The sequence below is a fragment of the Cyanobium sp. WAJ14-Wanaka genome, from assembly GCF_024345375.1.
GTDB lineage: Bacteria > Cyanobacteriota > Cyanobacteriia > PCC-6307 > Cyanobiaceae > Cyanobium_A.
Map to the genome: position 1 here is coordinate 753620 of NZ_JAGQAZ010000001.1, position 15450 is coordinate 769069.

The window sequence follows — 15450 nt, forward strand, 5'->3', positions numbered from 1 at the left end:
AAAACCCGTGCCTGTTGCCCTGATCACCGGCGCCTCCCGCGGCATTGGCGCAGCGGCGGCGGCGGGCTTTGCCAAAGCTGGCTACGACCTACTGCTGCTCTCCCGGCCCGGCCCCGATGGCCTGCCCAGCCCAGAGCTCGAGGCCGTGGCAAATGCCCTGCGCACCCAGGGCAGGAGAGTGGAAACCGCAGGCATTGACCTGGCCGATGCAGGCAGCACGGAAGCAGCGATGGCCGAACTGCTCCAGCGCGGCCTCCTGCCCAACGTGGTTATCAATAACGCCGGCGCCGCCTACACCGGCCCCCTTGCGGCCATGGATCTGGCCCGCTGGCAGTGGCTACTGCAGCTAAACCTGACCGCCATTTTTCAGGTCTGCCAGGCCGTCATTCCCGGCATGCGCCAGGCCGGTGCAGGCCTGATCATCAACGTGAGTAGCCACGCAGCCCACAACACCTTTCCCGACTGGGGTGCCTACGGCGCCAGCAAAGCCGCACTGGTGTCCTTCAGTCGCTGCTTGGCCGCCGAGGAACGGGCCCATGGGATCAGGGTCTGCACCCTCACCCTGGGGGCGGTAAATACGCCCCTTTGGGACAGTGAAACGGTCAACAGTTCGTTTGATCGCCGTGCCATGCTTGATCCTGGTCAGGTGACTGAGGCCCTGCTTGTTCTGGCCCAACAGCCCTCCAACCAGGTCATCGAAGACCTCACACTTATGCCGGCTGTCGGCGCTCTCTAGAGCTATCAAATGACGTCCACCCTGCCTTCCAGCCTCCCCGCCCGGGCAACTGCTCCCGAGATGGGGCCAGGCCCGGTGAGCTTGCGCATCCGCGAGCGCCTAGATGCCGCCCAGGTGCCCTACCTGGCCAACGACAACATTGCCGACCATCTAGAGGATGGTGAGCTCGACCAGCTCGAAATCGAAGTGGCTGGCAAGGTGCGGGAGCTGCTCCGCAGCCTGGTGATCGATATTGACAACGACCACAACACCGAAGAAACGGCCGAGCGGGTAGCTCGGATGTATTTGCACGAGGTTTTCAAGGGGCGTTATCACGAGCAGCCCAAGATCGCCAGCTTCCCCAATGTCAAGAAGCTCGACGAGATCTATACGGTTGGCCCGATCACCGTCAGGTCTGCCTGCTCCCACCACCTGGTGCCAATTCTGGGCAACTGCTGGATTGGCATCAAACCCGGTGACCAGGTAATTGGCCTTTCCAAGTTCTCCCGGGTGGCCGACTGGGTGTTTTCCCGCCCCCACATCCAGGAAGAGGCGGTAATCATCCTGGCCGATGAAATCGAACGTCTCTGCAAGCCCCAGGGCCTGGCGATCCTGGTCAAAGCCCAGCATTACTGCATGAAGTGGCGCGGCGTCAAAGAGCCCCAAACCTCGATGGTCAATTCAGTAGTTCGGGGTGATTTCCGCCACGATCCCAGCCTGAAGGCCGAATTCTTTGAATTGGTCAAACAGCAGGAATCTGTTCTGTACTGAATTCCTGCCGTAGCGAATCAGCCCTTTAAAGGGAATTGGCCGGCTGAATCGGGCCCACGGCAGGGCTGGCCTGGCGCTGGCTACCGGTGGCCGTTGGTTGGGCCACCACCAGCATCACCTGGTTAGATACATCGCTGGCGCTCAGCACGTAGGTTGGACCAGAGGCCCCCTGGATCAAGATCCAGTTGCTGGCTCCTGGCTGGCGGCTATACCAATGGAAGGCCCCCGGAGGCAGGCTGGCCAGCAGATCGGCGTTGATCGTGGCTGCCAAAATCTGCCCCTGCACCGCCTGACCCGCCAACACCAGTTGATTGAGGCCATTGATCTGCTGCTGAACTGCTCCCTCTAGCTGGATATCGCTGGCAATCTCAGAGCGCAGGGCCTTGATTTGCGCGGCGGGCTGGGGGCTAACCCCGGGCACGCAGGAGAGGAGGCCATCAACAATTTGGCAACCCACCAGGTCCTGGGCCCTGCCGGCACCAACTGGGAGACCAGCAAAGGATCCAAGCAGGGAAACCCCCAGCACCGAAGCGCCGAGCAGGGCCGTTCTGAAACGGGGTTGCGAAGTCATCAAAGACCGGTTGAAGTTCCTTGATCTTGGCTGTTGTCGCGCACCGCAGCCACCAGCTCCCTCACCAGTTGCAGATCCTTGTCGCCTGGGGCACGCTCCACCCCACTCGAAGCATCCAGGCCATCGGGCTTCAGGCGGGCCAACACCTTGGTCACCCGATCGGCCCGCATGCCACCGGCCAGCCACCAGGGCAAGGGGGGAGCAAAACCCTCGAGCCACTCCAAGGGAATGCGATGGCCGCTGCCCCCCAACTGATCCGGCACCCAGGCATCCAAAAGCAGGGCATCCACCGCATCGCCATAGGCCATCGCCCCAGCCAGATCGGCAGCAGAGCGGATGCGCAGGGCCTTCCAAATTTCACAACCGAGCTGCTGGCGCAAAAAACTGCACCGCTGCGGACTCTCACCACCATGGAGCTGGAGAACCCGATGGCCCCAGCTGGGTTTAAGGCTGTCAAGCTCGGCATCGCTGGGATCGGCAACCACCAGGACCCCTTGGCAGAGGGGATTTATCTCCGCCACGCCAGCAAATAGCTGGCGGCGCTCAGGCTGGGGCAGAAACCTGGGCGATTGGGGCACAGCAATCACACCAATCGCAGCCACCCCCAGGCCGGCCACAGCCTGGGCCTGGTCCAGCCGGGTCAAGCCACAGATTTTGAGGTTGGGGGATGGGAAGCCCACTGTTAGCGATGGGGAGGTGAAATGGGTATGTCGGAGCTAGCGGGCGGGGAATTTAGGTCGGTACGCCAGACCTTTCTAGGATCGATGGCCGAGGTCCAGCCCTGGAGTTGGACTTACTCGAAGGGGGCAACCGTGGGCGATGGCTGGCAGGTAATGACAATCAGGGGCATACCCCTGCGGGTGCACCCGAGCTGGTTTGTAATTTTGGTGCTGGCCACGGCGGCCTTCTCCCAGCAATACGCCGCCAGGATCGATCCGGCCATTTCGGTGCCCACCCAGTGGAGCATGGGGTTTGTCACAGCCCTACTGCTGTTTGTCTCGGTTCTGCTGCATGAACTGGGCCATTCCCTGGTGGCCCTGGCCCAGGGTGTGAAAGTGCGCAGCATCACCCTGTTTCTGCTCGGTGGAGTCGCCAGTGTCGAGCGGGAATGCAGCTCGGCCATGGGGGCCCTGCAGGTGGCGGTGGCCGGTCCTGCGGTCAGCCTCGTGCTCGGCTTCGCCCTACTGGCCATCAGCCAGGCCGCGCAAAATTCCTCCCCCCTGCTGGGTTCCATGGCCGGCGAATTGGGGGCCCTGAATCTGGTGCTTGGCCTTTTCAACCTGTTGCCCGGCCTGCCCCTAGATGGGGGCTTGATCGTCAAGGCCCTGGTCTGGCAGTTCAGCGGCAACCAGCGCCGGGGAGTGGAGGTGGCCAACAGCTGTGGCCGCTTTCTGGCCTTCATGGCAATCGGCCTAGGCGCACTTTTAATCTTTAAGGGTTCCGGCCTAAGTGGCACCTGGCTGATCCTGCTGGGCTGGTTTGGCCTGGGAGCAGCCCGCAACCAAAGCCAGTTGCTGACCCTGCAACGCCTATTGCATGAGATGGCAGTGGCCGATGCGGCAGGCCGGCGCTACCGGGTACTGGAGGCCAATGGATCCCCCAGGGAGCTCAGCCAAATCCAGCTTGGTGAGGCCAAGGAAATGGGCCAGGGGGATTGGCTGCTTGTCTGCGATCGGGGCCGCTGGAAAGGAGTGATCGACGACGCACTCCTCCAACAACTGCCCGTACAGCGCTGGGACACCGACCGGATCGGGGACCACATCAAACCCCTCGATAGCCTGCCGGCGATTGCGGCCACTGCCCCCCTCTGGCAGGCGGTACAACAACTAGAAGATGGGAACCACAGCCGGCTGCTGGTACTCAGTGCCGCTGGTTTGCCCTGCGGCACCCTGGAGCGCCCCGAACTCGGGGCCGCGGTGCTGGCCCGCCTAGGACTGAAACTCCCTACCCCCCTACTGGAAATGGCCCGCAGGCAAAACACCTATCCCCTCGGCCTGGGCCTGCCCCAGGTGGTGCGCACGATGGTGGCTACCGGTGAGGTGCAAGCTCGGGAAGCAACCGACTGATTTGCTGCCATTCGGACTCCTGCAGAGGCTCAAGCGAGCCAGGCAGCAGGGCTGCTGGCAAGGCCAAACGGGCGGCGGCCAGCAACTGTCCCTCAAGCTCCTCGCTGGGAAAAGCTAGGGGAGTAGGAGATTGGCCAAAAAGCTGCTGCCACAGCTCTGGCGGAGGATTCACCGGAATTGAGCCGTGCTGCAGCAGGTTGCCCTGGCGCCATAGCTGGGCATTGCCAATGCGCTTGACGCCCCTGGCGTTTACCAAATCAGCTGGCGTACGCAGCGCAAAACAATTGCCGCTGCTCCCCAGCAACTGCTGGTCGCCAAATTGCAACGGTTCTCCCATGGCGGCAAAGGCCCTTTGCAGCCAGGTGCAACAGAGGCGATAGGCCTCCTGGCGATTGGCGGGAGCCCCTGGCCACACCAGGGCATAGGTGAGGTCGCCGGCATGCAAAACCGCCCGCCCGCCGCTGGGCCTGCGCACCATATCGATCACCCCTTGCTCAGCCAGGCTTGACCAGTGGGACGGCCACTGCTGCTGGTGAAAACCCAGCGACAGGGTTGGCCGCTGCCAGCGATAGAGCCGGAAGGCCGGTCGCCCCTGGTCCAGCAACCAGCGATCCAGGGCCATCTGCCAGCTACCTTCCAACTCCAGGGTTGGCAGCCACCGGGCCCCAGCTGATGGGTTTAGGGCTGGAGCTGGGGCACGGTTGGCCATTGACCCAGATTGCCTGGAGAAGCAGGCAGCAACTCCCAAAATCCCGAATCCAGCTCGTAACCCAAGACTGCCGCCATCTGGGCCAAACCCTGGCGGCAATTGAGACCCTGGCCCTGGGCCCAGGCATCTAGCCCAAACAGGCGATGGGTAATCCAGAGCTCCATGGCCTCTGGAGCGAAGCGAATGCCCTCTTTGCGGCTGAAATGGTGGGGCAACAGCATCGCCACATGGCGGGTGAGCTGGCCGCTAGCCCGCTCTAAAACCAGGGGCAGCCATGGATAGGTGGCATCCGCGTAGAGGGTCCAGAGGCGAAGCTCGGCAATTTCGGAAAGTTCGCGCGGATCATCGGCCTGGCGGGGCCAGAGGTAGCTGAGCTCTAGGCAGCCCGCAGCTCTGACCAGATCAACAGCCCCAAGCTCGGCCCAGCTGGCCAAGGGAGTCAAATCCAAGCGCCCGATGGCAGCGGCCCCAATTTCTACGGCCCCTGGTGCGGCCCCTGGCGCGGCCATGGCCCCTTCCTCTTGTGCTTGCACTTGATCAAAACTCCCTGGGTCAATGGCCATCAAGAGCTGTGACAGCAGGCCATTAATTCCTGGACCGTAGCTACTTCAAGCAGAACAATGGATCAACCACAACTTCTATTGAGCCATGGTGTCTTCCCTCAGCCAAGCCGAAATCCTGATTGCCCTGGTGGTGGCTGCCCACGCTGGCGTTTTGGCCGTTCGCCTCTGCTTCAGCCTCTACGAGGCCTGATTCGGGAAAACTGATCCTGAAATCCTGTTCGGATAGGGGGGATAGATTGCGGCGGCACGCTTTAACCGCTAAAAAACCCTCAATCCGGCGTTGGTTTATCAATTGGCAATCCGGTCACGCCCCCACCAGCCGGCAGCTAGCAAGCCCAACAATTTGCTTAGCAAACCCACCATTGTGCCCTCGAAACATGCTGTGTTTGGGAGCAATGGTGAGCTACTGAGCCTTTCATCTGCCAGCCAAGAGTTGCTCTGCAGCCTGGTGGGCCTTACGGTCAAGCTCAGCTTGGTGGCGGTGACTGGGGTAAGCCTGATGAGGCTTGGTGTTGCCTACCAGGAGCGGATGGAGCGCCAAGGCGAATTGAGTGCGGTGCTTGAACTGGAGAACTCAAAGCTCAGCAAGGCCCGTGACCGATTTGATCAATTGTTTGCCGCAGGCGGAGAACAACAATTGATCCGCGAACAAAATCAGTGGATTTCCCCCAACAAGCTGAGGGTCGTCTGGCAGCGCCAGCCGTAGGTTGGAGTCCCTTAGCCAAGCTGGCCCATCCATGGCTGCCATCTCCCGCACCGGAACCGTTCTGATAACCGGTACCACCTCGGGAGTTGGGCTCAATGCCACAAAGGCCCTGGTGGCCAGGGGCTGGACCGTGGTCACCGCCAATCGGGACCCGGTCAAGGCGGCGGCGGCGGCCCAAGCCATGGATATTCCAGATCAATTCCTGAACCATCTGCGCATGGATTTAGGCGATCTGGATAGCGTCCGGGTTGGTGTCGAAACCCTTGTGGCCTCCCTGGGCCAGCCCCTAGATGCCCTGTTGATCAATGCGGCCGTCTACAAGCCCCGCCTTAAGCAACCCGAGCGATCCCCCCAGGGTTACGAGCTTTCAATGGCCACAAACCACCTGGGCCATTTCCTCCTGATCCAATTGCTGCTGGAGGAAATTCAACGCTCTGAGCACCCCTCCCGCAGGGTGGTGATCATGGGCACCGTCACGGCGAATTCCAAGGAGTTGGGCGGCAAAATCCCCATCCCGGCCCCAGCGGACCTCGGCGACCTGGCCGGCTTCAAGGCGGGATTTAAGGCTCCGATCGCCATGGCCAATGCCAAGCCCTTCAAGCCCGGCAAGGCCTACAAGGACAGCAAGCTCTGCAACATGATCACCACCCAGGAACTGCACCGCCGGCTCCACGCCCAAACCGGGATTGTGTTCAGCTCGCTCTACCCGGGCTGCGTGGCTGACACGCCCCTTTTTCGCCATGCCCCAAGGGCATTTCAAAAGATCTTTCCCTGGTTTCAGAAAAACATCACCGGGGGCTACGTGAGCCAAGCCCTAGCCGGTGAGCGGGTGGCCCAGGTGGTAGCCGATCCAGAATTTGCCAGCTCCGGGGTTCACTGGAGCTGGGGCAATCGCCAAAAGGAAGGCGGCAAGCAGTTCAGCCAGGAGCTATCTGGCAAGGCCAGCAATCCAGAAACGGCCCAAGGGGTCTGGGATCTCTCCAAGAAGCTGGTGGGCCTGGCCTAGCCCAAACAGCTAACCATCAAAGGCGGCGGCGGAAACCATCGCCACCAAAGCCATTGCTTGCACCCCTCTCGCCGTCGTCGGAGCTGCGGCTGAGCTTCCACACGTTGCGGCTGACCCGCCGGGCCAACAGGCCGCCGCGCTCCACCAGGGCAGTACCAGGCCTGGCCCCCAGCAGGTGGCTCACTTCAGCGGTGCTCAAGGGTGCGCTGGTCTGAATTGCCAGCTGAATCAATTCGAGCCGTTGGCGCAGGGCGGCCAGGTCCGCTTGACCACCATCCTCTCCCTCATTCCAGGACCAGGGCAGGTCCTGGCCGGCGGCGGCCATTTTCTGCATCAAACCCAGGCCAATGAAGGCCAGGGCCTGTTCGGGCTTCACCCCATCGGCGGCGGCCTGGGCCATCCATTCCTGCATCGGTTTAGCGGTGGTGGAGGTAGTGGTTGTGGCGGTGGCGGTCTGGGAGTTGCGCTTGGTGGCCATCGGAATCAGGTCCAACGATGGCTGGACGGTACCGGCTCCTTTTCAGGCCGCAAGGGCCTGGCGGCTGAGCGGTAAAGTCTCGCCACCAGTAAGTAGCGCGGGGCGAGCCACATAATTAGATGCCCCCAAGCTCGCTGCCACCCTCGAGATCTGCCGCCCGGATAGGGGCGAGATCTGGAGCCCTTGGGGCCAGATCTGGTGAGCGCACTGCAATTACGGGCACAGTGGTCAGCGGCGAGAGCAGCGGAGCCAGCTGCGTCATCACCACCGACAGCGAAGGTTCAAGGCTGGCGCGGCAGTCCAGCCACGTGCAGTCGATTGAGCTGCGCACCTACGTTTTCCTCGATTCCCTGCAGCCCCAACTGGCTGCCTACATGGGCACGGTCTCCCAGGGATTCCTGCCCATTCCAGGCGATGCCTGCCTCTGGCTTGAGGTGTCGCCGGGGATGGCGGTGCACAGGGTCACGGACATAGCCCTCAAGGCCAGCACCGTGCGCCTGGGCCAAATGATCGTGGAGCGGGCCTTTGGCTCGCTCGCCCTCTACCACCGCGACCAGAGCAATGTGCTCCACTCCGGCGATGTGGTGCTGGAAGCGATCGGCAGCAGCATCGAGCGCCGCAGCCGCTGTGAAGTGAGCTGGACCGAAATCATTCGAGCCATCACCCCAGACCATGCGGTGCTGATCAACCGCCAAAACCGGCGCGGCTCGATGATCCAGTCGGGGATGAGCATGTTCATCCTCGAAACCGAGCCCGCCGGCTACGTGCTCATAGCGGCCAACGAGGCAGAGAAGTCGTCCAACATCACGGTGGTGGATGTCAAAGCGGTCGGGGCCTTCGGTCGCCTCACCCTGGCTGGCAAAGAGGGCGATGTGGAGGAGGCTGCAGCTGCGGCGATGCGGGCCATTCACCACATCAACCAATCTGCCCAATAGGGCTAGAGGCCCAGCAGACGCCTTAGGCCCGGGGCCAAATCCCTGGCCGCCTTGCCTCGGCTACCCAGCCTGAAGCGCAGGTGTGCGCCCAAGGATCCGTAGCTATTACCGGCCTCGCGCACCCAAAAAATCGGGTCGTAGCCCCCACCGGTTCCAACAGGAGCCGGCAGAATTTCGCCGCGACAAATTCCCTGCGACTCCAGCACTGTTGTGCCCGAAGGATCGGCCAGAGCCATGGCGCTATTGAAACTGGCGCTTCGGTAGGGGGTGTCCCCCAGCTCATTAAGCAGTCGCTGGATCCGCTCCCGGTCGGTGGGGGCATAGCGGGCAGACCAGACACCGGGCGCCCCACCCAGGGCATCCACCTCCAGGCCAGAGTCGTCGGCCAGGGCCCACTCACCGGTGAGCCGGGCAATCGCTTCGGCCTTCAACCGGGCATTGGCGGCATAGGTGCTGCCCGTTTCCTCTATTTCCACCCCATCCGGTTGCTGACGGACCTCGAGCTCCACCGCATCGAGCATGGCCGAAATTTCAGCCACCTTGAAGGGGTTGCCACTGGCTATCACCAGAACTGGCCGCTGCACGGATGCCCCCTCGGATAGGGCCATTGTGCCCGCCCAGGGCACCGCAGTTTCAAGCAGCGTGTCGCATCGCCGGTGGGATGTCAGTTAACCGCTGCCAAGGACCTATCGTTCCGCGACCTTGGTGGCCAGAACCCGCATGGAGACAAGCCTGGTTCTACAGAACCTTCTAACCCCACCGGTTCTGTTTTTCTTTCTTGGGGTACTGGCGGTGCTAGTGGGCTCAGACCTGGATATTCCAGCGCCCCTGCCCAAGCTCTTCTCCCTCTACTTGCTTCTGGCGATTGGCTTTCGCGGTGGCCTGGAACTGGCCCATAGCGGCCTAGGGGGCCAGGTTTTGCCGACAATTGTGGCCGCGATTTTGATGTCGCTGGCCGTGCCTGTTTACAGCTTTTTGATCCTTAAGCTCAAACTCGACAACTTCAACGCCGCCGCCATCGCTGCCACCTTTGGCTCGATCAGTGCGGTCACCTTCATCACCGCCCAGAGCTTTCTCGAAAGCCAAAAGATCCCCTTCGACGGCTTCATGGTGGCGGCCCTTGCCCTGATGGAGTCGCCGGCGATCATCGTGGGCCTGCTGCTGGTGAAACTGGCCGCACCGCAAAAAAGGCCCGACGAAAAAGGGATGCGCTGGGGGGCCGTGCTGCAAGAAGCCTTCCTTAACAGCTCGGTTTTTCTGCTGGTGGGCAGCCTGATTATTGGCGTGCTGGTGGCCAGTAGCAGCCCCCACGGCGCCGAGAAGATGCTGCCCTTCACCGACAAGCTCTTCTACGGGGCCCTGAGCTTTTTCCTCCTGGACATGGGCATTGTGGCCGCCCAAAGGCTTTCAGATCTGCGCAGGGCAGGGCCCTTCCTGATTGGCTTTGCAGTGTTGATGCCCCTGTTCAATGCCCTAGTGGGGGTTCTGATCGCCAAGGGGCTAGGACTGGGCCATGGCAACGCCCTGCTGTTTGTGGTGCTTTGCGCCAGCGCCTCCTACATCGCCGTTCCAGCGGCGATGAGAATGACCGTGCCGGAGGCCAACCCAAGCCTCTACATCTCCACGGCCCTGGGGGTCACCTTCCCCTTCAACATCATTGTGGGCATTCCTGCCTACATGGCCCTGGTCAACAAATTTCTCCCCGCCGCCAGCTAAGCCATGAAACGTGTTGACCTAATCCTGAGCGAACGGGAGCTAGACCGGGTAATCAGGGCCATCGAGGCCTCCGGCTGCCCCGGCTATTCGGTGATGCGCCACGTGACGGGCAAGGGGCCCCACGGCGAAGTTTCCGAAGCCATGGACTTCAGCGGTCTGGGGGCAAATGCCCATGTGATCCTGTTTTGCGAGCCCGAACTTCTGGTGAAGTTGCGGGAAGGGATCCAACCCCTGCTCGATTACTACGGCGGGGTGGCCTTCGTTTCCGAAGCAACAACTCTTTAGCTGAACAAAAAATTCGGCCGCGGTCAACACCAAAAGCCGCCAAGGTGCTCAAATTCACACCATTGAGAACCCCTGCAAACACTGGGCCCAGAAGCGATCCCAAAGTTTTGTAAGCAACTAATCAGCCTCACTTATCAATGGCAGCCAAGAAGGTGATGGCAAAACGGGCCGAAATGGCTTGACGGGAGGCTGATCAGACGAGCATGGTTGCTTGCGAACATTCCACCCCCTCCTTCAGGAGCAGGCAATGGCTAACGAATCCATGGGCATCGCCCTAGGCATGATCGAAACCCGGGGTCTTGTCCCCGCGATCGAAGCGGCAGACGCAATGACCAAGGCCGCGGAAGTGCGCCTCATCGGTCGCGAATTTGTCGGCGGCGGCTACGTCACCGTGATGGTCCGTGGCGAAACCGGTGCCGTCAACGCAGCTGTGCGCGCTGGCGCTGATGCCTGCGAGCGCGTCGGCGACGGCCTGGTGGCAGCCCACATCATTGCCCGCCCCCACAAGGAAGTGGAGCCCGCGCTAGGCAATGGCAACTACGCAGGTCAAAAGGACTGAGTTGAGCGACGCCTGAGGCGTTAAACCAACCCATTCCCTTACCGACCCAACCGCAGAAACTCCATGAGCAAGAAGTACGACGCCGGGGTTAAGGAGTACCGCGACACGTATTGGACTCCTGATTACGTCCCCCTAGATACCGACCTGCTGGCGTGCTTTAAGTGCACCGGCCAGGAAGGCGTCCCCAAGGAAGAAGTTGCCGCAGCCGTGGCCGCTGAATCCTCAACCGGCACCTGGTCCACTGTGTGGTCCGAGCTCCTCACCGATCTCGACTTCTACAAAGGCCGTTGCTACCGCATCGAAGACGTTCCTGGCGACAAGGAAGCCTTCTATGCCTTCATCGCCTATCCCCTCGACCTGTTCGAGGAAGGTTCGATCACCAACGTTCTGACCTCCTTGGTCGGCAACGTGTTTGGTTTCAAAGCCCTGCGCAACCTGCGCCTGGAAGACATTCGCTTCCCGATGGCGTTCATCAAGACCTGCATGGGTCCCCCGAACGGCATCGTGGTTGAGCGCGACCGTATGAATAAGTACGGCCGTCCCCTCCTTGGTTGCACCATCAAGCCGAAACTCGGCCTGAGCGGCAAGAACTACGGCCGGGTTGTGTATGAATGCCTCCGCGGTGGTCTTGACTTCACCAAGGACGACGAAAACATCAACTCCCAGCCCTTCCAGCGTTGGCAGAACCGTTTCGAGTTCGTCGCTGAAGCCACCAACCTGGCCCAGCAGGAAACCGGCGAGAAGAAGGGGCACTACCTCAACTGCACCGCCGCCACTCCTGAGGAGATGTATGAGCGGGCCGAGTTCGCCAAAGAACTGGGCCAACCCATCATCATGCACGACTACATCACCGGTGGCTTCACCGCCAACACCGGTCTTGCCAAGTGGTGCCGTAAGAACGGCATGTTGCTGCACATTCACCGTGCAATGCACGCTGTGATTGACCGTCACCCCAAGCACGGCATCCACTTCCGGGTGCTGGCCAAGTGCCTGCGCCTCTCCGGTGGTGACCAGCTCCACACCGGCACCGTGGTCGGCAAGCTAGAGGGCGACCGCCAGTCGACCTTGGGCTACATCGACCAACTTCGTGAATCCTTCGTTCCCGAAGATCGCAGCCGTGGCAACTTCTTTGACCAAGACTGGGGTTCCATGGGCGGCGTGTTCGCCGTGGCCTCCGGCGGTATCCACGTGTGGCACATGCCCGCACTGGTTGCCATCTTTGGCGACGATTCCGTGCTCCAGTTCGGTGGTGGTACCCACGGTCACCCCTGGGGTTCCGCCGCTGGTGCAGCAGCCAACCGCGTGGCCCTCGAGGCCTGTGTCAAGGCTCGCAACGCAGGTCGCGAGATCGAGCGCGAAGGTCGCGACATCCTTCTGGAAGCCGCGAAGCACAGCCCCGAGCTGGCTATCGCTCTTGAGACCTGGAAGGAAATCAAGTTCGAGTTCGACACCGTCGACAAACTCGACGTCAACTGATTAATCCATTTCCATCCACCTAAAGGATCCCCATGCCTTTCAAGAGCACCGTGGGTGACTATCAAACAGTCGCCACCCTGGAGACATTCGGCTTCCTCCCGCCGATGACCCAGGACGAGATCTACGATCAAATCGCTTACATCATTGCCCAGGGTTGGAGCCCGCTCGTTGAGCATGTCCATCCCAGCAATTCCATGACGACCTACTGGTCGTTCTGGAAACTGCCCTTCTTCGGCGAGAAGGATCTTGGTGTAATCGTGAGCGAGCTGGAGGCTTGCCACCGCGCCTACCCCGACCACCACGTGCGTTTGGTCGGCTACGACGCCTACACCCAAAGCCAGGGCTCCTGCTTCGTGGTTTTCGAAGGCCGCTGATCTTCGACACTGAAGTTCATTTCGAACTTCAATGTTGATCTTCACGGACAAATCCGGTCCCGGCTTGAGCTGGGACCAACCCCTTTCTGTCCAGCTAACGCTGGACAGATCCTTTTAAGCATTCCTTTCGACGGGCGGACATGGCCAGCACATCCAGCCGGGAAGCGGCTATTGAGCGCCGTAAGGCCCTCACCAACGGCGGTAAAAAAGCCGTAAGCCGCTACACCTCAGCTCCAAGCCGAGTCCGCACGGTCGGCGACGCCCGTCCAACCCGGACAGGTGCCGCAGAGGCCGCACCAGCCAAGGCAGCCCCCTCTCAGGCAGCCCCCTCTCAGGCAGCCCATGCACCAGCCCGGGCTGCGAGCCGCTCCCTGCTGGGCACAGCCCCTGCCGCTGGACGCCGCAGTCCCGCCAAGCCAGTTTCAAACCCCAGCCGTGAGTTGGTGCTGGCCCGCCGCGAAGCCCTGGCCAAGGGCGGCAAGCGTGCCGACACCTCTAAAGACCGTACCCGCACTGATTTTCCCAAGGCTGCGCCCGTGAAGGCCAGCGTGGATGATCAAAAGGTCGCCACAGAATCGGCCCGTTCTGCAGTTCCCCAGCTGTCCCTTTCGAATCCAGCTGCCAAGAGTGCTGATCGCAGGGTCACCGCAAAGAGAACCGCCATAACAAACCCCAGCCGGGCCCTGGTTTTGGCCCGCCGTGAATCCCTTTCCAAGCGCGGCAAGTCGGCCAGCACACCCTCCAGCACCAGTGCCGCAGCCGTTGCCCGCCAAGGCAACAGCGAGATGACCGGCCGTGAACTTTCCCAAAAGGTGCGGGAACTGAAGGCAAAAGTTGGCAGCGCCGGCACCAGCCGCAGCGGTGGCACCCGTCCTTCCGGCCCCAACATCCACGGCTCCAAGCAGGCAGCCGCCGCTGAAGCCCATTGGAAGGTTGGCGTCAGTGAAACCACCAGTGGCCAGGTGGTCACGGGCACCCAAGCCAACCGCTCGGTCAAAACCACTGGCAATGAGGCCAGCACCTGTCGTTCGATCACAGGTACCGAATACATGGGGGCGGAGATCTTCCGCACCTTCTGCAAGAGCGAGCCCAGCCCCAGCCAGCCGGCCAAGGTGCGCGTCACCGACACCAGCCACGGCAACCGGGTCACCGGCAATGAGGTGGGCAGATCCGAGAAGGTCACCGGCGACGAGCCCGGGACCTGCAAAAACGTGACCGGCACTGAATATGTGTCGGCCAACCAAATGGCCTCCTACTGCGGCGGCGGCAAGCCCAGCCCCCGCAAGGTGGGCCGCAGCCAGACCCAATCGGGCCAGGCTGTCTCCGGGGTGATGGTGGGTCGCTCTGAAAAGGTGACTGGCGATGAATCCGGTTCAGGCAAGCAACTCACTGGCAGCCAATACGTGGGCGATCAAAGCCAGATCGCTGGCAGGGCTCCCACCAAGGTTTCCACCCTCAACACCCTTAGGGGCACTGGCATTACCGGCACCCACGTGGGCCGCAGCCAGCACGTGACCGGCGACGAACCCGGCAGTTGCCGCATGGTGACCGGTGACGAATATGTGGGCAGCCAGCAATACGACAGCTTCTGCGGCACCAAGCCCGCCCCCGAGGCCGCCAAGGTGGGCTTTAGCGTCACCAACCGGGCCCAGGTGGTGAGCGGCACCCGCACCGGCCGCTCCGAAAAGGTGACGGGCGATGAGCCTGGCAGCTGCAAAGTTGTGACCGGCACCCCCTATGCAGGCCTTGACCAGGCAGGCAGCTTCTGCAATAGCAACCAGATCAGGGAAATTCGCCAGCGCACTCCGGTACGCGGCTCAAACAGGATGAGTGGAATCCAGCCAGGCATTGGCGGCGTGATGACCGGTGCCGGCCGCGGTGCCTGTGAATCCATTAGTGGCACTCCTTACATCGGCTCAGACCAACTGGCTGAAGCCTGCGGTGCGGCCAGTGCCACTGATGCCGACTTTCCCCAAGCCCTGGGCGGCAGCCAACCCTGGCAGCAATTCAGCGTCCAATCCCCAGCCCGCGTGGCCCACACCGCCCGTGAGCAGAGCAAGGCCGTAACCGGCACTAGCTACGAGCAAGGGAGCAGGATTACCGGCCCTTTTGATATGGCCGGTGACAAAGTCACCGGCACCGAGCAGTTCCGCTTTGACCGCCGTGGTGCCCAGTTCTCCCGCGGACCGGTGGCCCCTGAAGCCGCCCACGCCACTGTCGCCCCTGTCAGTGTGGATGAAGACGCCCGTCCCGTTTCAAGGGTCACCGGCGAAGGAATTTCAGCTGGCCTGAAAATCACCGGCGACGACTGGGACCGTGGCGACCGGGTAACCGGTACGGAAGGGGTTTCGGCCCGGCGTCGCAATCCCACCCGCACCGGTCCGATGTCGGCCATGGCCGGCCAACAGCCGAAGCGCAATGACGCCGTACCTGAGCCCGTCAGCCGGGTGACCGGTTCAAGCGGGAACACCAGCGCCGGCTCCTTGATCACGGTTTCCGGCGGAGCCCGCGGTTAAAACC

19 protein-coding genes are annotated in these 15450 nt (G+C 61.8%); 13 read left to right on the forward strand and 6 right to left on the reverse strand.

From position 1 onward, the window contains the following. Nucleotides 1-7: 7 nt before the first annotated feature. Nucleotides 8-736 (forward strand): SDR family oxidoreductase, encoded by a 729-nt coding sequence (locus KBY49_RS04175; RefSeq protein WP_254933484.1) that lies wholly within the window; start codon nucleotides 8-10, stop codon nucleotides 734-736. Nucleotides 737-745: 9 nt separating this feature from the next. Next, a complete protein-coding gene (gene folE, locus KBY49_RS04180; protein ID WP_396099348.1) occupies nucleotides 746-1486 on the forward strand; it encodes a GTP cyclohydrolase I in 741 nt (246 codons plus the stop codon). A 25-nt stretch (nucleotides 1487-1511) separates the two neighbouring features. On the opposite strand, the gene KBY49_RS04185 is transcribed toward folE, so the two are convergent. Further along, nucleotides 1512-2057, reverse strand: coding sequence for a hypothetical protein (locus tag KBY49_RS04185; RefSeq protein ID WP_254933485.1), 546 nt, complete (start codon nucleotides 2055-2057; stop codon nucleotides 1512-1514). Then, the gene (locus KBY49_RS04190; RefSeq protein WP_254933486.1) at nucleotides 2057-2701 is read right to left on the reverse strand and encodes a phosphoribosylanthranilate isomerase; all 645 of its coding nucleotides are present in this window, start codon (nucleotides 2699-2701) and stop codon (nucleotides 2057-2059) included. The genes KBY49_RS04185 and KBY49_RS04190 overlap by 1 nt, the downstream gene beginning before the upstream one ends. 168 nt (nucleotides 2702-2869) lie before the next feature. Here KBY49_RS04190 and KBY49_RS04195 point away from each other — a divergent pair, with 168 nt between their 5' ends. Then, on the forward strand, nucleotides 2870-4123 hold the full coding sequence (locus KBY49_RS04195) for a site-2 protease family protein (protein WP_254934020.1): 1254 nt from the start codon (nucleotides 2870-2872) through the stop codon (nucleotides 4121-4123). Here the strand turns inward: KBY49_RS04195 and KBY49_RS04200 are convergent. Further along, nucleotides 4086-4832, reverse strand: coding sequence for a lipoate--protein ligase family protein (locus KBY49_RS04200; protein WP_254933487.1), 747 nt, complete (start codon nucleotides 4830-4832; stop codon nucleotides 4086-4088). The two genes, KBY49_RS04195 and KBY49_RS04200, sit on opposite strands and share 38 nt — an antisense overlap. Then, nucleotides 4802-5341 carry a CRR6 family NdhI maturation factor gene (locus tag KBY49_RS04205; protein ID WP_254933488.1) on the reverse strand — a complete coding sequence of 180 codons (540 nt, stop codon included), beginning with the start codon at nucleotides 5339-5341 and terminating at the stop codon, nucleotides 4802-4804. Before KBY49_RS04205 ends, KBY49_RS04200 begins: the two co-directional genes overlap by 31 nt. Nucleotides 5342-5480: 139 nt before the next feature. On the opposite strand from KBY49_RS04205, the gene psaM reads away from it, so the two are divergent. From psaM to KBY49_RS04220, 3 genes are all read left to right on the forward strand, one after another. Further along, nucleotides 5481-5585 carry a photosystem I reaction center subunit XII gene (gene psaM, locus KBY49_RS04210; RefSeq protein ID WP_254933489.1) on the forward strand — a complete coding sequence of 35 codons (105 nt, stop codon included), beginning with the start codon at nucleotides 5481-5483 and terminating at the stop codon, nucleotides 5583-5585. A 192-nt stretch (nucleotides 5586-5777) separates the two neighbouring features. After that, a complete protein-coding gene (locus tag KBY49_RS04215; RefSeq protein WP_254933490.1) occupies nucleotides 5778-6101 on the forward strand; it encodes a hypothetical protein in 324 nt (107 codons plus the stop codon). Nucleotides 6102-6132: 31 nt separating this feature from the next. Beyond that, nucleotides 6133-7107, forward strand: coding sequence for a protochlorophyllide reductase (locus KBY49_RS04220; protein ID WP_254933491.1), 975 nt, complete (start codon nucleotides 6133-6135; stop codon nucleotides 7105-7107). Nucleotides 7108-7123: 16 nt separating this feature from the next. On the opposite strand, the gene KBY49_RS04225 is transcribed toward KBY49_RS04220, so the two are convergent. Next, nucleotides 7124-7585: a hypothetical protein gene (locus tag KBY49_RS04225; protein WP_396099352.1), complete on the reverse strand. Its 462-nt coding sequence runs from the start codon at nucleotides 7583-7585 to the stop codon at nucleotides 7124-7126. 119 nt (nucleotides 7586-7704) lie between these two features. Here KBY49_RS04225 and KBY49_RS04230 point away from each other — a divergent pair, with 119 nt between their 5' ends. After that, nucleotides 7705-8520 carry a BMC domain-containing protein gene (locus KBY49_RS04230; RefSeq protein ID WP_254933492.1) on the forward strand — a complete coding sequence of 272 codons (816 nt, stop codon included), beginning with the start codon at nucleotides 7705-7707 and terminating at the stop codon, nucleotides 8518-8520. 2 nt (nucleotides 8521-8522) lie between these two features. Here the strand turns inward: KBY49_RS04230 and KBY49_RS04235 are convergent, their stop codons facing one another. After that, nucleotides 8523-9128 (reverse strand): non-canonical purine NTP pyrophosphatase, encoded by a 606-nt coding sequence (locus tag KBY49_RS04235; protein WP_254933493.1) that lies wholly within the window; start codon nucleotides 9126-9128, stop codon nucleotides 8523-8525. Nucleotides 9129-9240: 112 nt separating this feature from the next. Here KBY49_RS04235 and KBY49_RS04240 point away from each other — a divergent pair, with 112 nt between their 5' ends. The 6 genes from KBY49_RS04240 (at nucleotide 9241) to KBY49_RS04265 (ending at nucleotide 15446) form a co-directional block, all read left to right on the forward strand. Then, entirely contained in the window at nucleotides 9241-10236 is a 996-nt protein-coding gene (locus KBY49_RS04240; protein ID WP_254933494.1) for a sodium-dependent bicarbonate transport family permease, read from the forward strand. Nucleotides 10237-10239: 3 nt separating this feature from the next. Continuing rightward, complete coding sequence (locus KBY49_RS04245) at nucleotides 10240-10521, forward strand: P-II family nitrogen regulator (protein WP_254933495.1); 282 nt, start codon at nucleotides 10240-10242, stop codon at nucleotides 10519-10521. A gap of 247 nt (nucleotides 10522-10768) precedes the next feature. Beyond that, nucleotides 10769-11080 (forward strand): BMC domain-containing protein, encoded by a 312-nt coding sequence (locus tag KBY49_RS04250; RefSeq protein ID WP_254934022.1) that lies wholly within the window; start codon nucleotides 10769-10771, stop codon nucleotides 11078-11080. 63 nt (nucleotides 11081-11143) lie between these two features. Further along, nucleotides 11144-12556: a form I ribulose bisphosphate carboxylase large subunit gene (locus KBY49_RS04255; RefSeq protein ID WP_254933496.1), complete on the forward strand. Its 1413-nt coding sequence runs from the start codon at nucleotides 11144-11146 to the stop codon at nucleotides 12554-12556. Nucleotides 12557-12588: 32 nt separating this feature from the next. Further along, the gene (locus KBY49_RS04260) at nucleotides 12589-12930 is read left to right on the forward strand and encodes a ribulose bisphosphate carboxylase small subunit (RefSeq protein ID WP_254933497.1); all 342 of its coding nucleotides are present in this window, start codon (nucleotides 12589-12591) and stop codon (nucleotides 12928-12930) included. Nucleotides 12931-13070: 140 nt separating this feature from the next. Continuing rightward, entirely contained in the window at nucleotides 13071-15446 is a 2376-nt protein-coding gene (locus KBY49_RS04265; protein ID WP_254933498.1) for a CsoS2 family carboxysome shell protein, read from the forward strand. The last annotated feature ends 4 nt before the right edge of the window (nucleotides 15447-15450 follow it).

Bases quoted from the DNA above. Each gene is read 5' to 3' on its own strand.
- KBY49_RS04200 (WP_254933487.1), bottom strand. From the start codon at position 4,832: ATGGCCAACCGTGCCCCAGCTCCAGCCCTAAACCCATCAGCTGGGGCC.
- KBY49_RS04220 (WP_254933491.1), top strand. From the start codon at position 6,133: ATGGCTGCCATCTCCCGCACCGGAACCGTTCTGATAACCGGTACCACC.
- KBY49_RS04245 (WP_254933495.1), top strand. From the start codon at position 10,240: ATGAAACGTGTTGACCTAATCCTGAGCGAACGGGAGCTAGACCGGGTA.
- KBY49_RS04235 (WP_254933493.1), bottom strand. From the start codon at position 9,128: ATGGCCCTATCCGAGGGGGCATCCGTGCAGCGGCCAGTTCTGGTGATA.
- KBY49_RS04185 (WP_254933485.1), bottom strand. From the start codon at position 2,057: ATGACTTCGCAACCCCGTTTCAGAACGGCCCTGCTCGGCGCTTCGGTG.
- KBY49_RS04265 (WP_254933498.1), top strand. From the start codon at position 13,071: ATGGCCAGCACATCCAGCCGGGAAGCGGCTATTGAGCGCCGTAAGGCC.
- KBY49_RS04225 (WP_396099352.1), bottom strand. From the start codon at position 7,585: ATGGCCACCAAGCGCAACTCCCAGACCGCCACCGCCACAACCACTACC.
- KBY49_RS04230 (WP_254933492.1), top strand. From the start codon at position 7,705: ATGCCCCCAAGCTCGCTGCCACCCTCGAGATCTGCCGCCCGGATAGGG.
- folE (WP_396099348.1), top strand. From the start codon at position 746: ATGACGTCCACCCTGCCTTCCAGCCTCCCCGCCCGGGCAACTGCTCCC.
- KBY49_RS04255 (WP_254933496.1), top strand. From the start codon at position 11,144: ATGAGCAAGAAGTACGACGCCGGGGTTAAGGAGTACCGCGACACGTAT.
- KBY49_RS04260 (WP_254933497.1), top strand. From the start codon at position 12,589: ATGCCTTTCAAGAGCACCGTGGGTGACTATCAAACAGTCGCCACCCTG.
- KBY49_RS04250 (WP_254934022.1), top strand. From the start codon at position 10,769: ATGGCTAACGAATCCATGGGCATCGCCCTAGGCATGATCGAAACCCGG.
- KBY49_RS04205 (WP_254933488.1), bottom strand. From the start codon at position 5,341: ATGGCCGCGCCAGGGGCCGCACCAGGGGCCGTAGAAATTGGGGCCGCT.
- psaM (WP_254933489.1), top strand. From the start codon at position 5,481: ATGGTGTCTTCCCTCAGCCAAGCCGAAATCCTGATTGCCCTGGTGGTG.
- KBY49_RS04240 (WP_254933494.1), top strand. From the start codon at position 9,241: ATGGAGACAAGCCTGGTTCTACAGAACCTTCTAACCCCACCGGTTCTG.